This window comes from Gordonia sp. NPDC062954, from assembly GCF_044543825.1.
In the GTDB taxonomy this organism is placed as follows: Bacteria; Actinomycetota; Actinomycetes; order Mycobacteriales; family Mycobacteriaceae; genus Gordonia; species Gordonia tangerina.
In genome coordinates this window covers 1-20,708 of sequence record NZ_JBITWL010000029.1, presented here as the reverse complement: position 1 = coordinate 20,708, position 20,708 = coordinate 1, and the positions used below count along the sequence as shown (strand labels likewise).

General features: G+C 67.4%; 18 protein-coding genes, 1 tRNA gene and 2 rRNA genes. 1 reads left to right on the top strand and 20 read right to left on the bottom strand.

The features are described 5' to 3' along the window. Positions 1-144: 144 nt before the first annotated feature. Positions 145-1,500 carry a hypothetical protein gene (locus ACIGKQ_RS21730; protein WP_396574922.1) on the top strand — a complete coding sequence of 452 codons (1,356 nt, stop codon included), beginning with the start codon at positions 145-147 and terminating at the stop codon, positions 1,498-1,500. A 112-nt stretch (positions 1,501-1,612) separates the two neighbouring features. Here the strand turns inward: ACIGKQ_RS21730 and ACIGKQ_RS21725 are convergent. The 20 genes from ACIGKQ_RS21725 to ACIGKQ_RS21630 form a co-directional block, all read right to left on the bottom strand. Further along, positions 1,613-1,689: transfer RNA gene (locus ACIGKQ_RS21725), tRNA-Pro, on the bottom strand. Between the two features lie 102 nt (positions 1,690-1,791). Beyond that, positions 1,792-2,055, bottom strand: a complete 264-nt coding sequence (locus ACIGKQ_RS21720) for a GlsB/YeaQ/YmgE family stress response membrane protein (protein WP_235724266.1) — start codon at positions 2,053-2,055, stop codon at positions 1,792-1,794. Between the two features lie 42 nt (positions 2,056-2,097). Beyond that, positions 2,098-3,540 (bottom strand): ribosome biogenesis GTPase Der, encoded by a 1,443-nt coding sequence (der, locus tag ACIGKQ_RS21715; RefSeq protein WP_266061483.1) that lies wholly within the window; start codon positions 3,538-3,540, stop codon positions 2,098-2,100. Then, complete coding sequence (gene cmk / locus ACIGKQ_RS21710; RefSeq protein WP_235724268.1) at positions 3,537-4,265, bottom strand: (d)CMP kinase; 729 nt, start codon at positions 4,263-4,265, stop codon at positions 3,537-3,539. Before cmk ends, der begins: the two co-directional genes overlap by 4 nt. Continuing rightward, on the bottom strand, positions 4,262-5,278 hold the full coding sequence (locus ACIGKQ_RS21705; protein WP_396574921.1) for a pseudouridine synthase: 1,017 nt from the start codon (positions 5,276-5,278) through the stop codon (positions 4,262-4,264). The genes cmk and ACIGKQ_RS21705 overlap by 4 nt, the downstream gene beginning before the upstream one ends. Position 5,279: 1 nt before the next feature. After that, positions 5,280-6,029 (bottom strand): SMC-Scp complex subunit ScpB, encoded by a 750-nt coding sequence (gene scpB, locus ACIGKQ_RS21700; RefSeq protein WP_396574920.1) that lies wholly within the window; start codon positions 6,027-6,029, stop codon positions 5,280-5,282. After that, entirely contained in the window at positions 6,026-6,967 is a 942-nt protein-coding gene (locus ACIGKQ_RS21695) for a ScpA family protein (protein WP_235724271.1), read from the bottom strand. Before ACIGKQ_RS21695 ends, scpB begins: the two co-directional genes overlap by 4 nt. Beyond that, positions 6,964-7,905 (bottom strand): ParA family protein, encoded by a 942-nt coding sequence (locus tag ACIGKQ_RS21690; RefSeq protein ID WP_235724272.1) that lies wholly within the window; start codon positions 7,903-7,905, stop codon positions 6,964-6,966. The genes ACIGKQ_RS21695 and ACIGKQ_RS21690 overlap by 4 nt, the downstream gene beginning before the upstream one ends. Positions 7,906-8,024: 119 nt before the next feature. Then, entirely contained in the window at positions 8,025-8,951 is a 927-nt protein-coding gene (gene xerD / locus ACIGKQ_RS21685) for a site-specific tyrosine recombinase XerD (protein WP_396574936.1), read from the bottom strand. 11 nt (positions 8,952-8,962) lie between these two features. Beyond that, entirely contained in the window at positions 8,963-9,625 is a 663-nt protein-coding gene (locus tag ACIGKQ_RS21680) for an NUDIX hydrolase (protein ID WP_266061488.1), read from the bottom strand. Then, positions 9,622-11,391, bottom strand: a complete 1,770-nt coding sequence (locus tag ACIGKQ_RS21675; protein ID WP_235724274.1) for a CTP synthase — start codon at positions 11,389-11,391, stop codon at positions 9,622-9,624. The genes ACIGKQ_RS21680 and ACIGKQ_RS21675 overlap by 4 nt, the downstream gene beginning before the upstream one ends. Positions 11,392-11,525: 134 nt before the next feature. After that, positions 11,526-12,461: a copper transporter gene (locus ACIGKQ_RS21670; protein WP_266061489.1), complete on the bottom strand. Its 936-nt coding sequence runs from the start codon at positions 12,459-12,461 to the stop codon at positions 11,526-11,528. 3 nt (positions 12,462-12,464) lie between these two features. Then, the gene (gene steA / locus ACIGKQ_RS21665) at positions 12,465-13,652 is read right to left on the bottom strand and encodes a putative cytokinetic ring protein SteA (protein WP_235724276.1); all 1,188 of its coding nucleotides are present in this window, start codon (positions 13,650-13,652) and stop codon (positions 12,465-12,467) included. A gap of 111 nt (positions 13,653-13,763) precedes the next feature. Continuing rightward, positions 13,764-15,545 (bottom strand): DNA repair protein RecN, encoded by a 1,782-nt coding sequence (recN, locus tag ACIGKQ_RS21660; RefSeq protein ID WP_235724277.1) that lies wholly within the window; start codon positions 15,543-15,545, stop codon positions 13,764-13,766. Position 15,546: 1 nt separating this feature from the next. Continuing rightward, positions 15,547-16,551, bottom strand: a complete 1,005-nt coding sequence (locus tag ACIGKQ_RS21655) for an NAD kinase (protein ID WP_235724278.1) — start codon at positions 16,549-16,551, stop codon at positions 15,547-15,549. Between the two features lie 17 nt (positions 16,552-16,568). Beyond that, entirely contained in the window at positions 16,569-17,528 is a 960-nt protein-coding gene (locus ACIGKQ_RS21650) for a TlyA family RNA methyltransferase (RefSeq protein ID WP_235724279.1), read from the bottom strand. 11 nt (positions 17,529-17,539) lie between these two features. Beyond that, entirely contained in the window at positions 17,540-17,833 is a 294-nt protein-coding gene (locus ACIGKQ_RS21645) for a hypothetical protein (RefSeq protein ID WP_235724280.1), read from the bottom strand. 13 nt (positions 17,834-17,846) lie between these two features. Beyond that, a complete protein-coding gene (locus tag ACIGKQ_RS21640) occupies positions 17,847-20,021 on the bottom strand; it encodes an HAD-IIA family hydrolase (RefSeq protein WP_235724281.1) in 2,175 nt (724 codons plus the stop codon). Positions 20,022-20,181: 160 nt separating this feature from the next. Next, positions 20,182-20,298 (bottom strand): 5S ribosomal RNA (gene rrf, locus ACIGKQ_RS21635). A gap of 114 nt (positions 20,299-20,412) precedes the next feature. Beyond that, positions 20,413-20,708: ribosomal RNA gene (locus ACIGKQ_RS21630) — 23S ribosomal RNA — on the bottom strand; the annotation flags it as partial.

Genomic DNA, 20,708 nt, shown 5'->3' with positions numbered 1-20,708 from the left:
GACCCTAGCAAGCGATCCGATGGCGACCGTCACGACGTCATCGGATCGCCTCACCGCCGAGCTGCTCGAACGCCTCGACCGCACTGCGGCGGCCGGCACGACGAAGATCCTCGCAGCCAGTCGCTGGGCCCTACGATGACCAAGGTGAGTTGCCCCCACCGCCGCCGACCGACCCATGGCCTGCTCCGGTGGCTGTGCACACTCGCGGTTGCCGGCGTGGCGACGATCCTCGCGCCGCCGACCACCGCCCAGGCGGATCTGCCGCGGCTCGTCGGCTGTGCGTGGCCGACGAAGTTCGCCACCGACGCCAACAACATCGCCTTCCCGGATTCGGCGGCGTCGTACTGGGCCAGTGTGGTCCGCATCCCCACCGGTGGCCACGTGGAGATCAGCGGCCGGTATCCGCATGCCCGGTACTTCTCGGTCACCACCTATTCGGCCACGACCCAGTCGGTGGACGGGCTGTATGACACCGCTATCGGCCCCGATGACGGTGGGGTCAACCCGTATCTGCCGGGCGCCGACCGTACCTCGGCGCACCGCGACTTCACCGTGCGGCTCGTGGACGGCGCCGCGCCACGGGCCGGGCGCCCGGACAACACCCTCTACACCACAAGCGCCGACGGACTACGTACCTCACCGCCGGGATTGGCGATCGTGGTCTGGCGCGTCTACGTGCCGGACGACGGTGCCGACCAGGCCGGCGGTGTCCCGCTCCCGAATCTCGTCGCGGTGGAGGCCGGCGGCGCGCGCCGCACCCTCGAACCGTGTCCCGGCGCCGCACCCACCGCAGTGGACACCGGCATCTCCGACCTCGGCCGGGCGCCTACTGCCGCGGTGACCGACCCGGCCGGGACCTACGGCGACGATCCGCCGGGCTGGGGAAAGTTCACCGGGCTCGCGCAGGCGGTCGCGGACGGCGTGGCCCGACGCACCGTCGGCGGCCAGGTCATCGGCCCCCTCGCCGACCGCTTCGGGGATGGCGGCTTCTTCGACAACCCCGACAACAAGTACGTCGTCTCCAACGCGGACGCCGGATTCGGCCCGGTACTGGTGTTGCGTGGCCGGGCGCCGACCGCGCCGCGCACCGCCGACGGCACACCGACCATGGGGACCGGCCAGGTCCGATACTGGTCGATCTGCACCGAGGATCTCCCCACCACCGGGTACCTGGGCTGCGCCCACGACGAGGAGATCCCCGTCGACGAGTTCGGCTACTACACGATCGTGATCTCTGCCGTCGACGCCCGCCCGTCGACCGCCACCACCGAATGCGGGGTCACCTGGCTACCGGCCGGTGGCCGTCAGCAGACGATGGTGTTGCTCCGCAACATGTTGCCCGACCCGAGCTTCCCGGCTTCGGTGCAGCGCGCGACCCCCGGACAGGAGAAGGCGACGATGGGGCACTACCTCCCCGTCGGCCGGTACTACCAGTCGGCCGCGGCCTTCGACCGTCTGGGCTGCGGGTCGGCAGGTGTGACGCCGGGCTGGCGGGGCTGACCGCAGCGCGCTGTGGCCCGAGAGACAAGGGGCCCGAGAGACAAGGGGCCCGAGAGACAAGGCCACACAAATACAAAGGAACCCCTCCGACGCTGGTCGAAGGGGTTCCTGATGGTCGGGCTGACAGGATTTGAACCTGCGACCACTTGACCCCCAGTCAAGTGCGCTACCAAACTGCGCCACAGCCCGTTACCCCGCGAGCGGGGCCTTGATGACATTAGCCGACAAGCACCGTTTCTATCCAATCGCCTGGTCAGAGCGCTGCGGAACGATGCTGACCGGATGGACAGATCAGTTTGCCGCGGAGCGGCCTTTGGCGTACATCCAGCCGGCCGTGATCAGGATGGCGCCGACGATGGAGCCGATGATTCCGCTGGCCCGGAAGTTCAGACCGTCACCGGACAGCAGGCTGATGAGCAGGCCACCGACAAAGGAGCCAACGAGTCCGGCAACGATGGCCAGACCCCAGTCGATCCCCTTGGCGCCCTTCCCGAGGATGAGTTGCGCACCCGCGCCGATCAGCATTCCGAACAGGATGATTCCGATGATGAGCACGAGTGGCAGTATCGCATGCCCACCGGCCGTAGCCGTGCACGGTCAGCGTTTGCGGCGTTGCTCGCGCTTGTCGCGCACCCGGACGTTGATCCGCACCGGCGAACCGTCGAAGTTGAACTCCTCGCGCAGTCGACGTTCCAGGAATCGACGGTAGCCGGCCTCCAGAAATCCGGTCGTGAACAACACGAACGTCGGCGGCCGGGTCGCGGCCTGGGTGGCGAACATGACCCGCGGCTGCCGCCCCCCACGCAGCGGTGGCGGTGTTGCGGCAATCACCTCTTTGAGCCAGTTGTTCAACCGGCCGGTGGGAATCCGCTTGTCCCATGACTCCAACGCCCCGTCGAGTGCCGGCACCAGCTTCTGCACGGCACGTCCCGTGCTGGCCGAGATGTTGACCCGCCGCGCCCACGGCACCCGCGCCAAGTCGCGGTCGATCTCCTTGTCCAACTGGTAACGCCGGTCCTCGTCGACGAGATCCCACTTGTTGAATGCGATCACCAGCGCCCGGCCGCTCTCTATGATCATCGACAGCACCCGCAGGTCCTGCTCGGTGATCGGCTCCGACGCGTCGATGAGCAGGATTGCGACCTCGGCCGCGTCGAGGGCGGCGCGTGTTCGCAGCGACGCGTAGTACTCGTGCCCGCTGGCGGTGCGCACCTTGCGACGCAAGCCTGCCGTATCGACGAACTGCCATGTCTCACCGCCGAGTTCGATCAACTCGTCCACCGGATCCACGGTCGTGCCGGCGACGTTGTCGACCACCGAGCGTTCGGCGCCGGCGAGCTTGTTCAGCAACGAGCTCTTGCCGACGTTGGGTTTTCCGACCAGCGCGACACGGCGTGGGCCGCCCAGTGCGGGCGCCTCGCGTGGTGTCGAGGGCAACATGTTGAGGATCACGTCGAGCAGATCCCCTGCGCCGCGGCCGTGTGCCGCCGACACCGGAAACGGCTCGCCCAGTCCCAGCGACCACAGCGTGGCGACATCGGCTTCGGCACGTTCACTGTCGATCTTGTTGGCCACCAGCACCACCGGCGTCTTCGACCGGCGCAGCACCCGCGCGACGGCTTCATCGGTACTCGTGGCGCCGACCGTTCCGTCGACCACCAACACAATGGCGTCGGCAGTCTGCATGGCGTATTCGGCCTGGGTGGCCACCGCCTGCTGCAGCCCCTTGGCATCGGGTTCCCAGCCGCCGGTGTCGACCACGGTGAATCGTCGACCCGACCAGCTCGCGGCATAGGACACGCGGTCCCGGGTCACGCCGGGGATATCCTCGACCACTGCCTCGCGACGCCCCAGAATACGGTTGACCAACGTCGATTTGCCCACGTTGGGGCGTCCGACGATGGCCACCACCGGCACCGGTGTGGCGTCGATCAGCTGCCCGTCGGCACCGAGATCGCCGAGCTCCCAATCGGACTCGTCATTCCAGGTTCCGTCACCGGGAAGGGTGAGTTCCTCCCCCACGCCACTGTGTTCGGTCACGACTGCACTCCGATCCGGTCGCGGACCAGGCCGCCGAGAGTGTCGATCACCTGGTCGAGGGTCAGGTCGCTGGTGTCCACGATCACCGCGTCGTCTGCGGGCCGCAGCGGTGATACGGCACGCGTCGAGTCGAGGTGATCACGCCTATTGACGCTGACGAGCACCTCGTCGTAATCGCTCGGTCGACCGGCCGCGACATTCTGCTTGTGCCGACGGACCGCTCGCGCCTCGGGCGTCGCGGTGAGGAACACCTTCAGATCGGCGTCCGGGAAGACCACCGTGCCGATGTCGCGGCCCTCCACCACGACGAAAGCGCCCTGGGCTTCTCGGCGTTGGACCGCGACGAGTTTGGTGCGCACCGCCGCAACCGCAGATACCGCAGACACGGCGTCGGTCACCCGATCGGTACGGATGGCCGCAGAGACGTCGACACCGTCGAGATAACTCACGCAGCCGTGGTCGGCGATGTCGAGACGGATGTCGGCGCCACGCACCACGTCCTCGATCGAAGGCAGGTCCTGCAGCGACACACCGGCATTCAATACCGCAAGGGTGGCGGCCCGGTACATCGCACCGGTATCGAGGACTCGCGCACCCACCCGATCGGCGAGTGCCTTGGACACCGTCGACTTGCCGGTGCCGGCCGGCCCGTCGAGAGCAATCACACGTGTGCCCGCTGCGTCGCCGTCACCCGGAGCGCCGCCGCGCACCGTTGCCTCGCTCACAGTCCGACCGCCTTGTACAACGCGCCGACCTCGTTCTTCCCGAGCACACGCAGACTGCCCGGGCGCTGCTCCCCCAACGCGACAGCGCCGACGTGAGTACGTACCAGCGCGGTCACCGGGAAACCGACCTCTTCCATCATCCGACGCACGATGCGGTTGCGTCCCTCATGCAATGTGATGCGCACCAACGACTGCCCCTCGTGGACCTCGACCGGCGTGAACGAGTCGACCGACACCGGCCCGTCTTCGAGTTCGACGCCGCCCTTGAGTACGCGGCCCAGCGAACGCGGCACCTCGCCGCGCAGCGTGGCCAGATACGTCTTCGGGATCTCATAAGAGGGATGCATCAGTCGGTGCGCGAGCTCGCCGTCGTTGGTGAGCAGCAGCAACCCCTCGGTGTCCGCGTCGAGCCGGCCCACGTGGAACAGCCGTTGCCCGGCCATCACCCGCTCGGCGACGATGTCGCCGACGCAGGGTCGACCCTGATCGTCGGACATCGTCGACTGCCAGCCCTTGGGCTTGTTGAGGGCCAGGTACTGCTTGTCTTCGTCGATGATGACGCGGGCCCCGTCCACCCGGATCACCGCGGTGTCCGGGTCGATGCGCAGGCCTTGTTCGGTGACGACCTCGCCGTCGACCTCCACGCGCCCGGCGGCGATGAGTTCCTCGGCCCCGCGCCGCGAGGCCACCCCGGCCGCAGCGAGAACCTTCTGCAACCGCACACCGTCGCTGACGTAGGTGGCGCCGGATTCGGTGGCCTGGACGTCGACGTTTTGATGTCGTGCAGGTTTGGCGTTGTTGAGCCGCACCTTGCCCGACGTCACGTCGGGTTTCGACGAACCCTTGCGGTGGGTCTTCTTCGTGGAGCCACCCGCGACCTGCGGGTTTCGTTTGGCCGCACCTTTGGCCCCTGCGCCCTTGGCGCCGGCCTTGCGGGTCGTCTTGCCCGTGTTTTGACCGCGCGCCGACTTCTTGCGCGGGCCCGGTGTGCCGTCTCGGCTAGCGGATGCCATGTCATCGATCCTGATCGTCGGTGCCCGAATCGGGCGCCGACCGGTCGTCGACGTCCGATCCGGACGAGATGTTCTCTGTCGAGTCTGACCGGTGAGCACCGAGTTTGGCGAATCGTGGATCCGACGAGATCTCGTCATCGAGGTCGTCGATGACGTCGACGTCGGGAAGTAGCGGAGCCAGGTCCGGGAGCTCGGACAGCGATGCCAGCCCGAGGCGTTCGAGGAACAATTCGGTCGTCGCATATGTGATCGCACTGGTCTGCGGGTCGGCCCCCACCTCGCTGATGAGGCCGCGGGCAACCAAGGTACGGATCACACCGTCGACGTTGACGCCGCGGATCGCGCTCACCCGCGCTCGGGTCACCGGCTGCCGGTAGGCGACCACTGCCAGCGTCTCCAGGGCGGCGCGGGTGAGCTTCGACCGGGCCCCGTCGAGCAACAACCGCTCGACATACGGCGCGTACTCGGCTCGCGTGTAGTAGCGCCAACCGTCACCGGCGTAACGCAGATCCATGCCGCTGTTGGCAGTGGTGAGCTCCTCTGACATCCGGGTCACCATCGTTCGGACGCGGGCCGGATCCTCATCCACCGCCGAGGCGAGTTCCGCCACGGTCGCCGGGGTGTCGACCACCAGCAGAACCGCCTCGAGGGCGGATCGTAGACGAGCATCGGCGAGCGCGGGTTCGGCGTTCTCGGCGAACAGTGCCTGCTCGGTCGCCGGGTCCGCGGCGGCGTCTGTCTGGTCGGTCATCCGTAGTCCTCTGCGGTGTCCATACTCAATTCCTCCACGGTGCGGTCCCCTGTCCAACTGACCCGCAGGTCGCCGAGGGCCTCGGGTTGCTCGAACGCGACGGCCCGCTCGCGGTACAACTCGAGTAGGCCCAGGAAACTTCCGACCACCTCCAGCCCGTCGGCACATTCGACGGTCAGGTCGTGAAAGGTCAGCCATGCACCGGGGTGGGCGGTGAGCAGATCGGCGATCCGGCGGGCTTGTGCGGGAACCGACACCCGATGGCTGTCATGCAGATGATCCAATCCGACAGTCGGTGTGGGGCGGGGTGTGAACGCGGACGCGGCCACACCGGCGAATCCGCGGACGTCCACCCCGAGCGTGACCTCGGGCAACAGCTCCTCGAACTGCTTCTCGAGCGACACCGAACGCGGATAGCGTTGCAGCGCTGCTGCTTCCAGCTCGCCGAACAGAGCGGCCACCTGCTTGTAGGCGCGGTACTGGAGGAGGCGGGCGAACAGCAGGTCGCGCGCTTCGAGCAACGCCAGATCCTCGGGGTCGTCGACCTCTCCGGACGGCAGCAGCCGAGCGGCCTTGAGGTCGAGCAGGGTCGCGGCGACCACCAGGAATTCGGTGGTCTGCTCGAGTCCCACCTCGGCGCCCAGGTCACGCGTGTAGGCGATGAAGTCGTCGGTCACCTCGTGCAGGGCCACCTCGGTGACGTCGAGGCGATGCTGGCTGATCAGGTTGAGCAACAGGTCGAACGGACCCTCGAAGTTGGGTAGGCGCACCTGGAAGCCGGTCGGCTTCTCCTCGGACCCCTCAGGCCCCCCCGTATCCGGTTGACTGGGCGCCGTTTCCGGTCGACTGGGCAGCCGATCGGCGGCGGCCGGATCGCTGACGTCGGCTGCGATGGTCTCGACCGCGGCCGGGTCGGCACCGGGCGAGCCGTCGGTCATGCCGATTCGTCGTCGCGGGCGATGACCTCGCGCGCCAGCGCACGATACGCGTTCGCGCCCGCCGACTTGGGCGCCCAGGAGGTGATCGGTTCACCAGCCACGCTGGTCTCCGGGAACCGCACAGTGCGACTGATCACCGTGTCGTAGACGGCATCGCCGAATACCTCGACGACTCGCGACATCACCTCACGCGAATGCAGCGTGCGGGCGTCGAACATGGTGACGAGAATGCCGCCCAAGGTCAGTCGGGGGTTGAGCCGGTCGCGCACCTTGTCCACAGTGTCGGTCAGCAAGGCGAGCCCGCGCAGGCTGAAGTACTCACATTCCATCGGGATGATGACGGTGTCCGCGCAGGCCAGCGCGTTGACCGTGAGCAGCCCCAGCGACGGCTGACAGTCGATGAGGACGAAATCGTAACGGTCGAGCACCGGATGCAGCGCACGTCCCAATGACTGCTCGCGGCCCACCTCGGTGACCAGCTGGATCTCGGCGGCCGACAGGTCGATGTTGCTCGGCAACAGATCCAGGCCCTCGACACGCGTACGCATCAGGACATCGTCGGTTGCCGCCTGCGGCGGGACGAGAAGGTTGTAGACGGTCTGCTCGAGTTCGTGATGTGGCACGCCGAGCCCGGCCGACAACGCGCCCTGCGGGTCGAGATCCACCAGCAGCACCCGTCGCCCGCATTCCGCGAGGGCGGCGCCGAGGTTGATCGTCGACGTCGTCTTGCCGACGCCGCCCTTCTGGTTGCACACCGCGACGACCGTGGCCGGACCGTGCCGGTCGAGTGGTCTCGGATCCGGGATCTCCCGGTACGGGCGGCCGGTGGGCCCGATCTCGTTGTGGTGCTCGGCGTCCTCGTCCGAGTCGTGCGACGGCGAGACCGGTATGCGGTACTGCTCGTGGGCGGCTGACCGCGGTGCCCCCGGGGTGCTCACGTGTCCGCAGCTCCCTTCATTTTTCTCGACCGCAACGCGTTCCTGCCAGCCTAGTGGGTCGGATGCCTGATCCTGCGGAGCATCGCCGATGGAAAACAGGGCGTCCTGCCGATCGGCGCTCACCGGGCCCGCGGATGGGCCGTGGCGTACACCTCACGCATGGTGTTCACCGTCACCAATGTGTACACCTGGGTGGTCGTCACCGAGGCGTGACCGAGGAGCTCCTGGACCACACGTACGTCGGCACCACCGTCGAGCAGATGGGTGGCGAAGCTGTGGCGCAGCGTGTGCGGCGACACCGCGGTGTCGAGTCCGGCCCGTTGCGCCGCGTCGACGAGCACCTGCCACGCACTCTGCCGCGACAGCCGCCCTCCGCGCACGTTCAGGAACAGTGCCGGTTCCGATCGGCGGACCAACGTGGGACGGCCACGTACGAGGTACGCCTCGAGGGCCTCGACCGCGGGACCACCGACGGGCACCACCCGTTCCTTGCCCCCCTTGCCGCGCAGCCGCACCGCCCGGGAGTCGGTGTCGATGTCGTCGACGTCCAGCGAGGTCGCCTCCGAGATGCGCGCGCCGCAGCTGTAGAGCAACTCGAGCAACGCTCGATCCCGAAGTCCGCGCGGCTGATCGTCGGCACCGGCGGACTCCAGGATCGCCAGCACGTCGTCGACGGGCAGTGATTTGGGTAGCCGACGCGCGGGACGCGGCGGACGCACCGCGTGTGCGACGTCGGTGGTCACGATGCCCTCGGCAGTCGCGAACTTGTGGAACCCTCGCACCGCCACCAGCGTTCGCGCGATGGAGCTGTCGGCGAGCGGACTGAGCCCGGCGTCGGGGTCACCGCGCCGCAGTTCGACGAGGAATTCGCGGACATCATCAGTGGCCACTTCGTCGAGTCCGTCGATCCCGCGTGCGTTCAGGAACTGCTCGTAGCGCGCGAGATCACGTCGGTAGGAGTTGACCGTGTTGGGCGCCGCCCCGCGCTCCACCGTCAGATGGTCCAGATAACGGGTTACGTGCTCGGCGGCGGTGTCGGTGGGCACGGTGGCAGCACTCACCGCGTGGGCCGGCGCTCGCGCAGCGCCGTCGGTTCGTCCGGCCACGGCGCGGTGACCGCACGCAGCGTGGCGCCGCGCGCCTCGGCGGCGGCGACCGCGAGGATCCCGGCGACACTCGTCGCGTTGACGATCTCTCCGGCGAGCACACGGTCGACCGCGTCGTCGAGCGCTACCCATTCCACCGCCATGTCGGCCTCCTCGTCGTGGCGCTCTGCGGTATCGACGACCCGCACACCCTCGGCGAGGTAGAGCCGCAACGCCTCATCGGTGAATCCCGGGGACAGCGCCAGATCGACGAGCACCTGCCAACGGTCGGCGGCCAGATCCACCTCCTCGGCTAGTTCGCGCTGCGCGGCCTCCAGGGGCGTCTCGTCGGGGCCTGCGTCGAGCAGACCGGCCGGAAGTTCCAACAGTCGCCGACCGATCGGATGCCGGTACTGGCGCACCATCGCGATGCGTCCCTGTTCGTCACGTGCCACCACGGCGACCGCGCCGTAGTGTTCCACCACCTCACGTTCGGCGACACGGCCTCCCGGCATCTGCACGTCGTCGACGCGCAGGGTCACGATCGCACCGTCGTAGACCGTGCGGGTGCCCCGCACGGCGAACTCGTGGCCGCCCGGCGCGTCTGGGCCGTCGGCCGCAGCCCTGCCGCTCAAGCGCTGGGTTCCCGGTCACCGACTTCGTCTGCGCCGGCGAGCTCGGTACCCGATATCTCGTCGATCGCAGCAGCATCGTCGGCCGACTGGTCGTCGTAGTCGCCGAGATCGACAGGCAGACGTTCCTCGGCCTTGTATTTCAGGGCAGCCTCGATGAACGAGCGGAACAGCGGATGCGGCCGGGTGGGCCGGCTCTTGAGCTCCGGGTGCGCCTGAGTGGCCACGAGGAACGGATGCACCGACTTCGGGTACTCGACGAACTCCACCAGGTGTCCGTCCGGTGAGGTGCCGGAGAAAACCAGACCCGCCGCCGCGATCTTGTCCCGATAGGAGTTGTTCACCTCGTAGCGATGACGGTGACGTTCGGATACCTCGGTGGCACCGTACGACCGCGCCACGACGCTGCCCCGCTCCAGGTGCGCCGGATAGGCACCGAGCCGCATCGTGCCGCCAAGATCTGCCTCTCCGGCCACCGCCTCGGTCTGATCGGCCATCGTCGAGATCACCGGATAGGGCGTGTCGGGGTCGAACTCGGCGGAGCTGGCACCATCGAGTCCCGCGCTGCGTGCGGCCTCGATCACCACGCACTGCAGGCCGAGGCACAATCCCAGCAGCGGGATCTTGCGCTTGCGGGCATATGCGATCGCACCGACCTTGCCCTCGATGCCCCGGATACCGAAACCGCCTGGGATCAGCACTGCGTGCACGTCACCGAGCGCGGCCTGCGCGCCTTCCAGGGTCGCGCACTCATCGGAAGGCACCCATTTGATCTCGGTACGTGCCTTCCATGCGAAACCGCCGGCGCGGATGGCCTCGGTGACCGACAGGTAGGCGTCGGGCAGGTCGACATACTTGCCGACCAGGGCGACCGTCACCGTCTCTCGCGGATCGTGCACCCGCCGCAGCAGCTCACCCCATTCGGTCCAGTCGACGTCGCGGAACGGCAAACCCAGTTTGCGGACCACATAGGCGTCGAGCTGCTCCCGGTGCAGCACCTTGGGGATGTCGTAGATCGACGGGGCGTCGGGGGTGGAGATCACACCTTCGATCTCGACATCGCACATCAATGCGATCTTCTTCTTGAGCCCCTCAGGGACCTCCCGATCGCATCGCAGGATCAGCGCGTCGGGTTGGATACCGACATTGCGCAACGCGGCCACCGAATGCTGCGTGGGTTTGGTCTTGAGTTCGCCGGACGGCGCCAGATACGGGACCAACGAGACGTGCAGGAAGAACACGTTGTCACGACCGACGTCGTGACGGATCTGTCGGGCCGCCTCGATGAACGGCTGCGACTCGATGTCACCGACGGTGCCGCCGATCTCGGTGATGACGACGTCGGGGGCCTCGCCGTCTTCCCCGGGCTCGCGCATCGCGAGCACCCGGGCCTTGAGCTCGTCGGTGATGTGCGGGATCACCTGAACGGTCTCGCCGAGATACTCCCCGCGACGTTCCTTGGCGATGACGGTCGAATAGACCTGCCCGGTCGTCACATTGGCCGACTGTGACAGGTTGCGGTCCAGGAATCGTTCGTAGTGGCCGACGTCGAGGTCGGTCTCGGCTCCGTCCTCGGTGACGAAGACCTCGCCGTGCTGAAACGGATTCATGGTGCCCGGATCCACGTTGAGATACGGGTCGAGCTTCTGCATCGTGACGCGCAGGCCACGTGCGGTGAGCAGTTGCCCGAGACTCGATGCGGTCAGTCCTTTACCCAAGGACGACGCGACACCGCCGGTCACGAAGATGTGTTTGGTGCCATCGTGCATATGGCGCAGTGGTCGCAAAATGCGTCTCCCGTCGGCCGATCCAGGCCAGAAAACCCTGATTACCTACGGGACTCCAGGGTAACACCTCGCGGACGGTTCGACTGCCACGACACCGGCTCGGCACCGATCTGCCCTCACGCGGCCGGGCCCGGGGCTGCCCCGACGGTGATCGCCCGGGCGCCTGCCCCGGTGCCATAGGCGCCGGTCTGCCCGTCGGACTCCTGGGCCAGCGCCAACACCGCCGTGATCAGCCCGGTCTGCTGGTCGACGTTGTCCACGGTCGACACCGCGTTGCCCAACGCCGGATCCGAGCGCACCACCGCGATCGGCGACCCACCTTCGGCCGAGCCCGCGCGCCCCACCAGGACACCGCCTTGTCCACGGGCGGCCATGGCCGCCGCGGTCCGGGCCACCAGCTGGCCCTGTGCACCCGCGTCGTCGCCGAGCGCATCGCCGGTCACCACCACGACAAGGTCGGCTCCCGACATCGTCCGGTCGGCTGCGGCGATGAAGCCACCCTCCCGTAGCGCCTGCAATCCGAGCCTGATGTCGGCGGCGTCGGCCGCCGTTCGTCCCTCGGGATGTAACAGCAGTGCACCGAGTAGGTCCCCGACGCGGCCGCCTGAGTCCGTCAGCTCGGCTCGCAGGGTCGTGCCGGCGGGTATGGTCTGATCGACGATGGTGCGCAGTTGTTCCGCGTTCTGATCGGTGACGAGTTCGTCGGTCAATGCGATCTGCCCGGCGAAACGTGCACCCGCCGTCGACAGTGCTTCCTTGACCGCATCGACATCGGTATCCGCGGCGTTCGGTGCGGTCACCACGAGGACCGACTGATCGGCGAGCGCACCGCTGATCAGACGGGGCGCGACCGCCGCGTCGAAGCTGTTGGCGGCGTTGAGCTGTTCGTTCAGGTGATCGCGTTCGGCCTCGAGATCGCCGATGCGGTCCCGGGAGGCGCCGGTCAACGAGTTCACCCGGTCTCCGACGAATCCCGATCCCAGGAACAGTCCCAACGCCAGCGCCAGAAAGACCGCGGCGAGGGAGATCGCGTGCTGGCGTAGTGAGATCATCGACTACCTGTTCCACACTCCCTGGGCCCAGTCCACGGCCTGGTGGTATTGCGCTACCGACCAGTCGATGATCTCAGGACCCATGTTGGACAACATGATCGCCGCGATCACGGCGATCAGCGCGGCGAGGATCACGCATGCGATGGCCGCACCGGACACCCGGCTGCGATACAGCGTGGCGACCGCCTTCGCGTCAACCAGTTTCGGACCCACCTTGAGGCGGGTGAGGAAGGTCGACGGATTGCTCTCCCGTCGTGAACGGTCGAAGAAGTCGTCGAGCGTACCGCCGTAGCCGACAGTCACGATCAGATCTGCGCCGTGGTAGTCCGTGAGCAGCAATGCGAGGTCGGCTGCACCCCCGGCGGCTGGGAACGTCGTCGCGCCCACACCGAGGTCCTGGATGCGGGCAAGGCCCGGGGCGTGGCCGTCGGTGTCGGCCGGCAGGACAAGCTGGGCGCCCGATTTCAGGGTTGCGGTCTTCATCTCCTCGGGGTCGCCGACGATCAGCGAGGGCTTGTAGCCGGCTTTCATCAGGGTGTCGGCGCCGGCGCCCACCCCGACGAGCACCGGCGAGTACTCCTTGATGAACGGCTTGAGCGACTTGAGGTCGGTGGCGCGGTCGGGGCCGTCGGCCACCACGACCACGTGCCGTCCCGCCAGATTCACATCCACATCCGGGACGCCGACACCGTCGATCAGCAACGGCGATTCACTTCGAATGAACTCGATCGTGTTGCCGGAGAACGCTTCCAGATGATCGACCAGCCCGGTCTTGGCCTCGATCATCATATCGGCGATGTCGTGCTCGGCCAGTTCGGTTCCCATCGCAAGCCTGCGCTCACCGACATAGAGTCGGTTGTTGTCGACGCGCAGCTTCGCGCCGTCCTTCACCCGCTTGAACACCTCATCGCCGACGTTGTCGAGCAATACGATCCCCGAGGCCACGAGAACCTCCGGACCGAGGTTGGGATACCGACCCGAGATCGACGGGGCGGCATTGACCACCGCCACCACATTCGCCTGCACGAGCGCGTCTGCGGTCACCCGGTCGAGATCGATCTCGTCGAGGATGGCGATGTCGCCCGGACCGACACGGTCGAGCAGGCGCCGAGTGTTCTTGTCGATCCTGGCGATTCCGGTGACGCCAGGCAGTTCGGTGGTGGTGCGGGCGAGCAGTGCAGGCATCTTCATGACGCTCATGATCGACACGCAAGACGCCGAAATCGTGGAGGCGCGCCGCAACAATTGCAACTTTTGTCACACGAGCAACATCTGCAACGACTCGCCGGGAGCCGTGGATCGCTACTCCGCGGCGACCGACGTGCGTTCGGTCTCCGCGGTGGCCAGGAGTTCCTCTGCGTGTGCGCGGCCGGTGTCGGAGTCGCCGAGCCCGGCCAACATGCGCGCGAGTTCGGCAACACGCTCGTCGCGATCCAGGGTGCGCACTGTGCTGCTGTGCGGACGGTTCTTGCCCTTGGCCGCGTTCTTTCCGATGACCAGGTGATTGTCGGCGAAAGCCGCCACCTGCGGAAGGTGGGTCACGACGATCACCTGGTGCGCTCGGGCGAGACGCGCCAGCCGACGCCCGATCTCGACTGCCGCACGACCGCCGACGCCCGCGTCGACCTCGTCGAAGACCATCACCGATCCACTGGTCGGGGCAGCGAGTACAACCTCCAGGGCGAGCATGAGACGGGAGAGCTCGCCACCGGATGCAGATCGCGCGATGGGTAACGGCGTCGCGCCCTTGTGGGCGAGTAAGGAGAACTCGACGCGGTCGGCACCCGATGCACCGGCATGCGCTCGTACGCCGTCGATCTCGATCGCCAGTCGATCGTTGTCGGCGGCCGGCTCGGGGGCGACCTCCACGGCGAGCGCGGCGTCACCCATCGCGAGTCCGCCGAGTTCCGCGGAGACCTTGGCGGCCATCGACTTGGCAGCGGTTCGCCGACGGCGCCCCAGTTTGGCAGCGGCCTCGGTGACCTTGTCGCGGGCAGCCGCGGCGGCGGACTCGAGCTCGGTGATGGAGTGCTGGGGATCGTCGATCTCGGCCAGCCGAGTGGCGGCACTGTCACGCCACGCGATGACCCCGTCGATGTCCGGCGCATACTTCCGGACCAATGATTTCAGGTCTGCCTGCCGGGTCAGCAGTTTGTCGAGTTCCTCGGCGTCGGCGGGCAGGTCGGACAGGAACGCCGACAGCTCCTCGCCGACATCGGTGATCACGGTCAGCGCCTCGCTCACGCGCGGAAGCAGGCCGCGCAGCGACTCGTCGCCGGCCGCTTCGAGCAGGCTGCGCACCTGACCGAGCGCGTCGACAACGGAGCCGTCGTCGCCGGCGACGATCGCGTGCGAGTGCGCACCCGTGGTCCGGATGCTCTCCAGATCGGTGAGCCGGTGGATCGTGGCGGCGAGTTCCGCGTCTTCACCGGGTTGCGGGTCCACCGCGGCGATCTCATCGACACCGAACCGGAGCCGATCGGCCTCCTGGGCGAGTTCACGTTCGTCGGTGCGGCGGGCGTCGAGATCATCGAGAATCCCGATCCACGCCTGGCGAGCGGTTCGATAGGCGTCGACGGCACTGCGCACCGGCGACCCTGCAAAGGTGTCGAGCGCCGCGCGCTGGTGTTCGGGCTTCATCAGTCGGAGCTGATCGTTCTGGCCGTGGATGGTGAGCAGCTGATTGGTCATCCGGCCCATCACACCGACGGGCACCGACCGACCGCCCAGGTGTGCCCGCGAACGGCCGTCGGTGCCAACCGATCGGATGGCGATCAGCGTGCCGTCCTCGTCCACATCGGCTCCCGACGCCTCCAGGATCTCGTCGACCACCGGATCCACCGTCGCGCCTCGGTCGGCACCATCCGGCGTCGCGAGGCGAAACCGACCTTCCACGGTGGCCTTCGCATCGCCGGATCGCACCCGCGATGCGTCGGCCCGCGCGCCCGAAAGCAGGTGCAGACTCGTCACGATCATGGTCTTGCCGGCGCCTGTCTCGCCGGTCAGCGCCGTGAAGCCCGGGTGGAATTGTGCCGACGCCCGCTCGATGACGCCGAGGCCTTCGATCGACAGTTCTTCCAGCACGTCAGGCCTGCCTCCCTCGCCAACCCGTCACGGGCAGATCGAATTTGGTCACCAGTCTGTCGGTGAACGGGTCGGAGTCGATGCGCACCCACAACACCGACCGCTCGCTGCGGACCACCTCGACGCGAGCGCCCGCGGAGACGTCGATCCGGCGTCGCCCGTCGCACAGTGCCACACCGGCGCGGCCACGTTTGTCGATCTCGACCGCGATCTGCGATCGCGGGCTCGTCACCAACGGACGGGCGAAGAGCGCGTGAGCGTTGCTCGGCACCACCAGGATGGCCTCGAGATCCGGCCACATCACCGGCCCACCGGCCGAGAACGCATAGGCCGTCGACCCGGTCGGGGTCGCCACCAGCACGCCGTCGGCACCGAACGCGGAGACCGGACGCCCGTCGACCTCCGTGACGAGTTCCAGCACGCCGTTGTTGGTTCGGTTGAGGATGGCGATCTCGTTGAGCGCCCAGGTCCGCGCGACCGGCGCGTCGGGTTGAGTCGGGTCTATCACCGCCACATCGAGGGTCATCCGCGGTTCCACCCGGTAGTCACCCGCGATGAGCTGCTGCATGACGGCATCGACACGATTGGCCTCCGCCTCGGCCAGAAAGCCGATGTGGCCCAGATTGATACCCAGCACCGGAACCTGTGCCGGATAAGCCAGTTCCGCAGCGCGCAGGAAGGTGCCGTCGCCACCGAGGACGATCACCACCTCACAGCCCTCGGCCGATGCCGGTTCCGGTGTGGTCACCCGGACCGCGGCTCCGAGATTGCGCAGGTGTTCGGGATCGACAGGATGACTCGTCGGCCGTTCGCGGCCGGGTTTCGTGGGAGCGGGTTCATCGGCCGCGTGCCGCGTGTCGTAGTCGACGACCCGCAACCGCACATCGGCTGCAGCACAGTGTCGCGCGATGGCATCCATCGTCTGTGTGACGACCTCGCGACCGGTGTGGGCGACCACCAGGAACTCCCGATGCTCCCCCCGGCCGGCGACCTCCTCGTTGGCCACAGTGGTCCCTTCGTCTGTCAGCGCGGCCCGTCCGCGACGGCCCGGGTGATCATCTCGATCAGTGCGGTGTCGATGAGCTCTGGGGCGTCGGGCCCGGACACGATGGCGTCGTCGGCACCATGCGTCACGTCTGTTCGAACTCCGACCCTATCGCCAGCCACCGGGTCGGCGCCGGGCCGGTGGGTGTCGGGTCGGTCGCCGGCTGCGGCAGCTCCGGGTCGCTGCGCATCTTCCCGACGCAACCAGAGGAAGTACTCGACGTTTCCCGACGGCCCGGGCAGGGGGCTGGCGACCACACCGCGGGTTACGAGGCCGAGATCGCGGGCGGTACGCGCCACACCGACAACCGCGTCGACACGCTGTTGGGGATCCCGCACCACGCCACCTGCACCCACCCGGTCCTTGCCGACCTCGAACTGCGGTTTGACCATCGGGACGAGATCGCCACCGGCCCGGACCGAACGAGCGAGTGCCGGCAACACCAGCCCGAGTGAGATGAACGACAGATCGGCCACCACCATGTCGACCGCACCGCCGATGTCCTCGGGGTCGAGATGGCGCACGTTGGTACGGTCGTGCACCGTCACCCGCGGATCGTTCTGCAACCGCCACACCAGTTGTCCGTAGCCGACGTCCACGGCGACGACGTGTTCCGCGCCGCGCCGCAGCAGTACGTCGGTGAACCCACCGGTAGAGGCGCCGGCATCCAGACAGCGCCGGCCACGCACGGTCAACCCGGATGGTTCGAATGCCTCCAGAGCACCCAACAGTTTGTGGGCACCGCGAGACGCCCAGTCCTCACCGACGGTGTCGGCCACCACGATCGGCGTGTCACGGCCCACATTGGTTGCCGGCTTGGCCGCGAGCACACCGTTGACCTTGACCAACCCGTCGGCGATCAGCGTCCTCGCCTGCTCGCGCGACCGGGCCAGACCGCGCCGGACGAGCTCGGCGTCAAGTCGTGCACGTGGCGCCACGGATCAGTGCCTCATCGAGGATCGACATCCTCGAGCGCTGTGGTGAGCACGTCGTGGGCGTGTTCGAGTAAGTCGGCCTGTTGCCCGAGCGCGGCCAGATCGAAGCGATCGCCGGTTGCTCGTCGGATCTCATCGACCTGCTCGAGGATCGCGCCGACGGCACCGGTCACCGACGCAGGATCCCGCGTTTCGCTGGTCTCATCGGCTGCAATCGTGGAGCCGACAGCGCGCGGCATCATGTTCGGGGCCGGGCGGGGCGTAGCGGCCCGGTGTCCGTCGGCGCTCTCCAGGTGGGGTTCGGTCATCGCGGCTCCCAGGCTATCGCACGGCCTTGACTCCGACCGCTTCCAAGACACTCAACACGTCGGAGTCCGGGCTGGTCACGGACAACTCGGAGAGATCGAGCGCCCCTTCGTCGGCAGCCGACCACACCGCCCACGCGAGCGCAGGGAGCACACTGCGGGGCTCACCCCTCCCGGTCGACCTGACCGTGACGACGGTCCCGTTGATCGCAACGTCCCATCCGTCGTGGGCACCGATACGCACGGTGTCCGCCGCTGCGAAAAGGTCCGTCAGATTCCCGACGACATGCGTCGGACGCTGTTCGGGGGGCGCGTTGAGCAGATCGGTCGCCGAGCTCACGCCGGTGAGCACCAGGACGCTGTCCAGGCCGACGGCATGCGCCCCTTCGATATCGGTGTCGAGGCGATCACCGACGACCAACGGCCGAGTCGCTCGGCTGCGGGCGATGGCGTCGGCCATCAGCGGCGCTGCGGGCTTACCGGCCACCAGGGGTTGTTTACCGGTGGCATTGGCCACTGCCGCGACCATCGAGCCATTGCCGACCAGCTTGCCACGTTCCGACGGCAGCGTGGCATCGGTGTTGCAGGCAATCCAGAGGGCGCCGGCGTCGATGGCCAGTGCCGCTTCGGAAAGCTCGGCCCAACCAGTCTGCGGAGAGTGCCCCTGGATCACCGCTGCGGGACGATCGGCCGCACTGCGGGTGACCGCGATACCGACTTCGCGGACCTCTTGGGCAAGGCCGTCGGTACCGATCACCAGTGCACGTGAACCGGGCGCAAGATGTTCGGCCAGCAGTCGGGCCGCCGACTGCGCGCTGGTCACCACCTGGTCCGAGGTGGCCTCGAACCCCAGGTCGGTGAGGTGGTCGACCACCTCGGCAGGGCGGCGACTCGCGTTGTTGGTCACGAAAAACCGTGCGGTGTCGATCTCGCCGAGGGTCTCCCGCGCGCCGGGTAGTGCACGATGCCCCGCGTAGACGGTGCCGTCGAGGTCGAGCAGAAGTGCGTCGTAGCGCGCCACCAGCGAGTCGGCCGCGGGCTGCGATCCGCTCGGCTCCGACACCCCCTCCGTGGCAGGCTGATCCACCGGACCGGCCGCGGCGGCGACCCGCATGTCGGCGGCGACGTCGGGCTCCGCTGCCGCCGACTCGTCCGTCACAACGGTCTCTCCGAGCTCTCCGGCGTGTGACTCGGGAGTGATCAAATCGCCTTGCCGACTGACGACCGCTTCACGCTCGACCTCGCCACCGCCGACCCGGTCGCTGTCGCTCGGTTCCTTCACGGTCTGGACGTCCGGTTGGTCGCCGAGGTCGCCTTCGGCGAGCGCCACCAGCCGCAACTCGGCGTCAGTCACGTCCTCGACGTCTGCCGCAGCTGCGTTCATGAACCAGGTAACTGCGTCGTCGGCGCGATCCGCGGCGAGCAGCGCAGATGCGTAGGCGTAGTACAGGCGGGCGACCGGCGTGCCGGCCCGACCGGGCGAAAGATCCTCGTTTTGCAGGGTGACGACGGCCTTGTCGGCCTCTCCGAGGTCGATGCGCGCGCCGCTCTCCACGATCCGCATCTCGGTGCGATCCTCACCGGTCAATGCCTGCCCGTCGTCGCTCCGAGCGATCTCGATCGCCCGTGACGGTCGACCCAGGCCACGTTCGGCGTCAGCGATCAGCGGCAACAAACCCGGGTTACCGGTGATTCGGCGAGCTGCACGGAGTTCGGAAACCGCTTCCTGCCATTCACCGGCACTGTAGGCGGCGATGCCCAGGGTCTCACGAACCAACCCGACCCGGCCGGCACGACGGCGCGCGGCCCGGGCATGTAGGAGGGCGGCTGCCGGATCGTCGGCGAGCAGACGGGTCACCATCACCAGGTGCCGTGCCACGTTCTCCGCATTCGTCTTGTCCAACGTGAGCAGATCTCGACGAACTTCCGAGTCCAGATCCGACGCGGCGACGTCCTCGGGCAGCGCCGGTTCATCTGGCCGGCCGGCCGAGCCGGTCCCCCGGGTCCCACGATCCGGACGTGCCGAGCCCCGGTTACCGCCGTCCCGTCGTGACGCACCCTGTCGGCCGTACCGATCCTGAGCGGCCTCTCGGCGGGGCGCACCATCGCGACGAGCACCCCCGTCTCGGCGGTCACCCCCGTCACGACGCTGTCCGGCATCACGACGTGGGGTACGGTCACGGTCACTCATAGCCAGCCAATCTATGCCTCGGAGTCTTTCGGGTGGTCGGTTCTCACGGGACCATCCATGTTCGCCGATCCCGCAACGAAAAGAGTACGGATTCGGCGTTCAAACGCCAACGGCCCTGTATTCGAAGTGGTATCGAATACAGGGCCGTAGCTCAAATTGTGCTCGGCGGTGTCCTACTCTCCCACACTGGTTAGGGTGCAGTACCATTGGCGCTGGAGGGCTTAGCTTCCGGGTTCGGAATGGGACCGGGCGTTTCCCCTCCGCTATGGCCGCCGAAACATTGTGAAACCCACACACGACGGGTTTGTTTATTGTTGTGTGTTGTTTCAGAAGTGTCATAGTGGATGCGAGCAACAAATTTTATTACTCAACGTCTTTGTGGTGTTGAGTGTTGTTGTAAGTCCTCGGCCGATTAGTACCAGTCACCTACACCTGTTACCAGGCTTCCAGTTCTGGCCTATCAACCCCATGGTCTGTAGGGGGCCTTAACCACTCATGGTGGTGAGAAACCTCATCTTGGAACAGGCTTCCCGCTTAGATGCTTTCAGCGGTTATCCCTTCCGAACGTAGCTAACCAGCAGTGCCCCTGGCGGGACAACTGGCACACCAGAGGTTCGTCCGTCCCGGTCCTCTCGTACTAGGGACAGGTTTCCTCAAGTTTCTAGACGCGCGCGGCGGATAGAGACC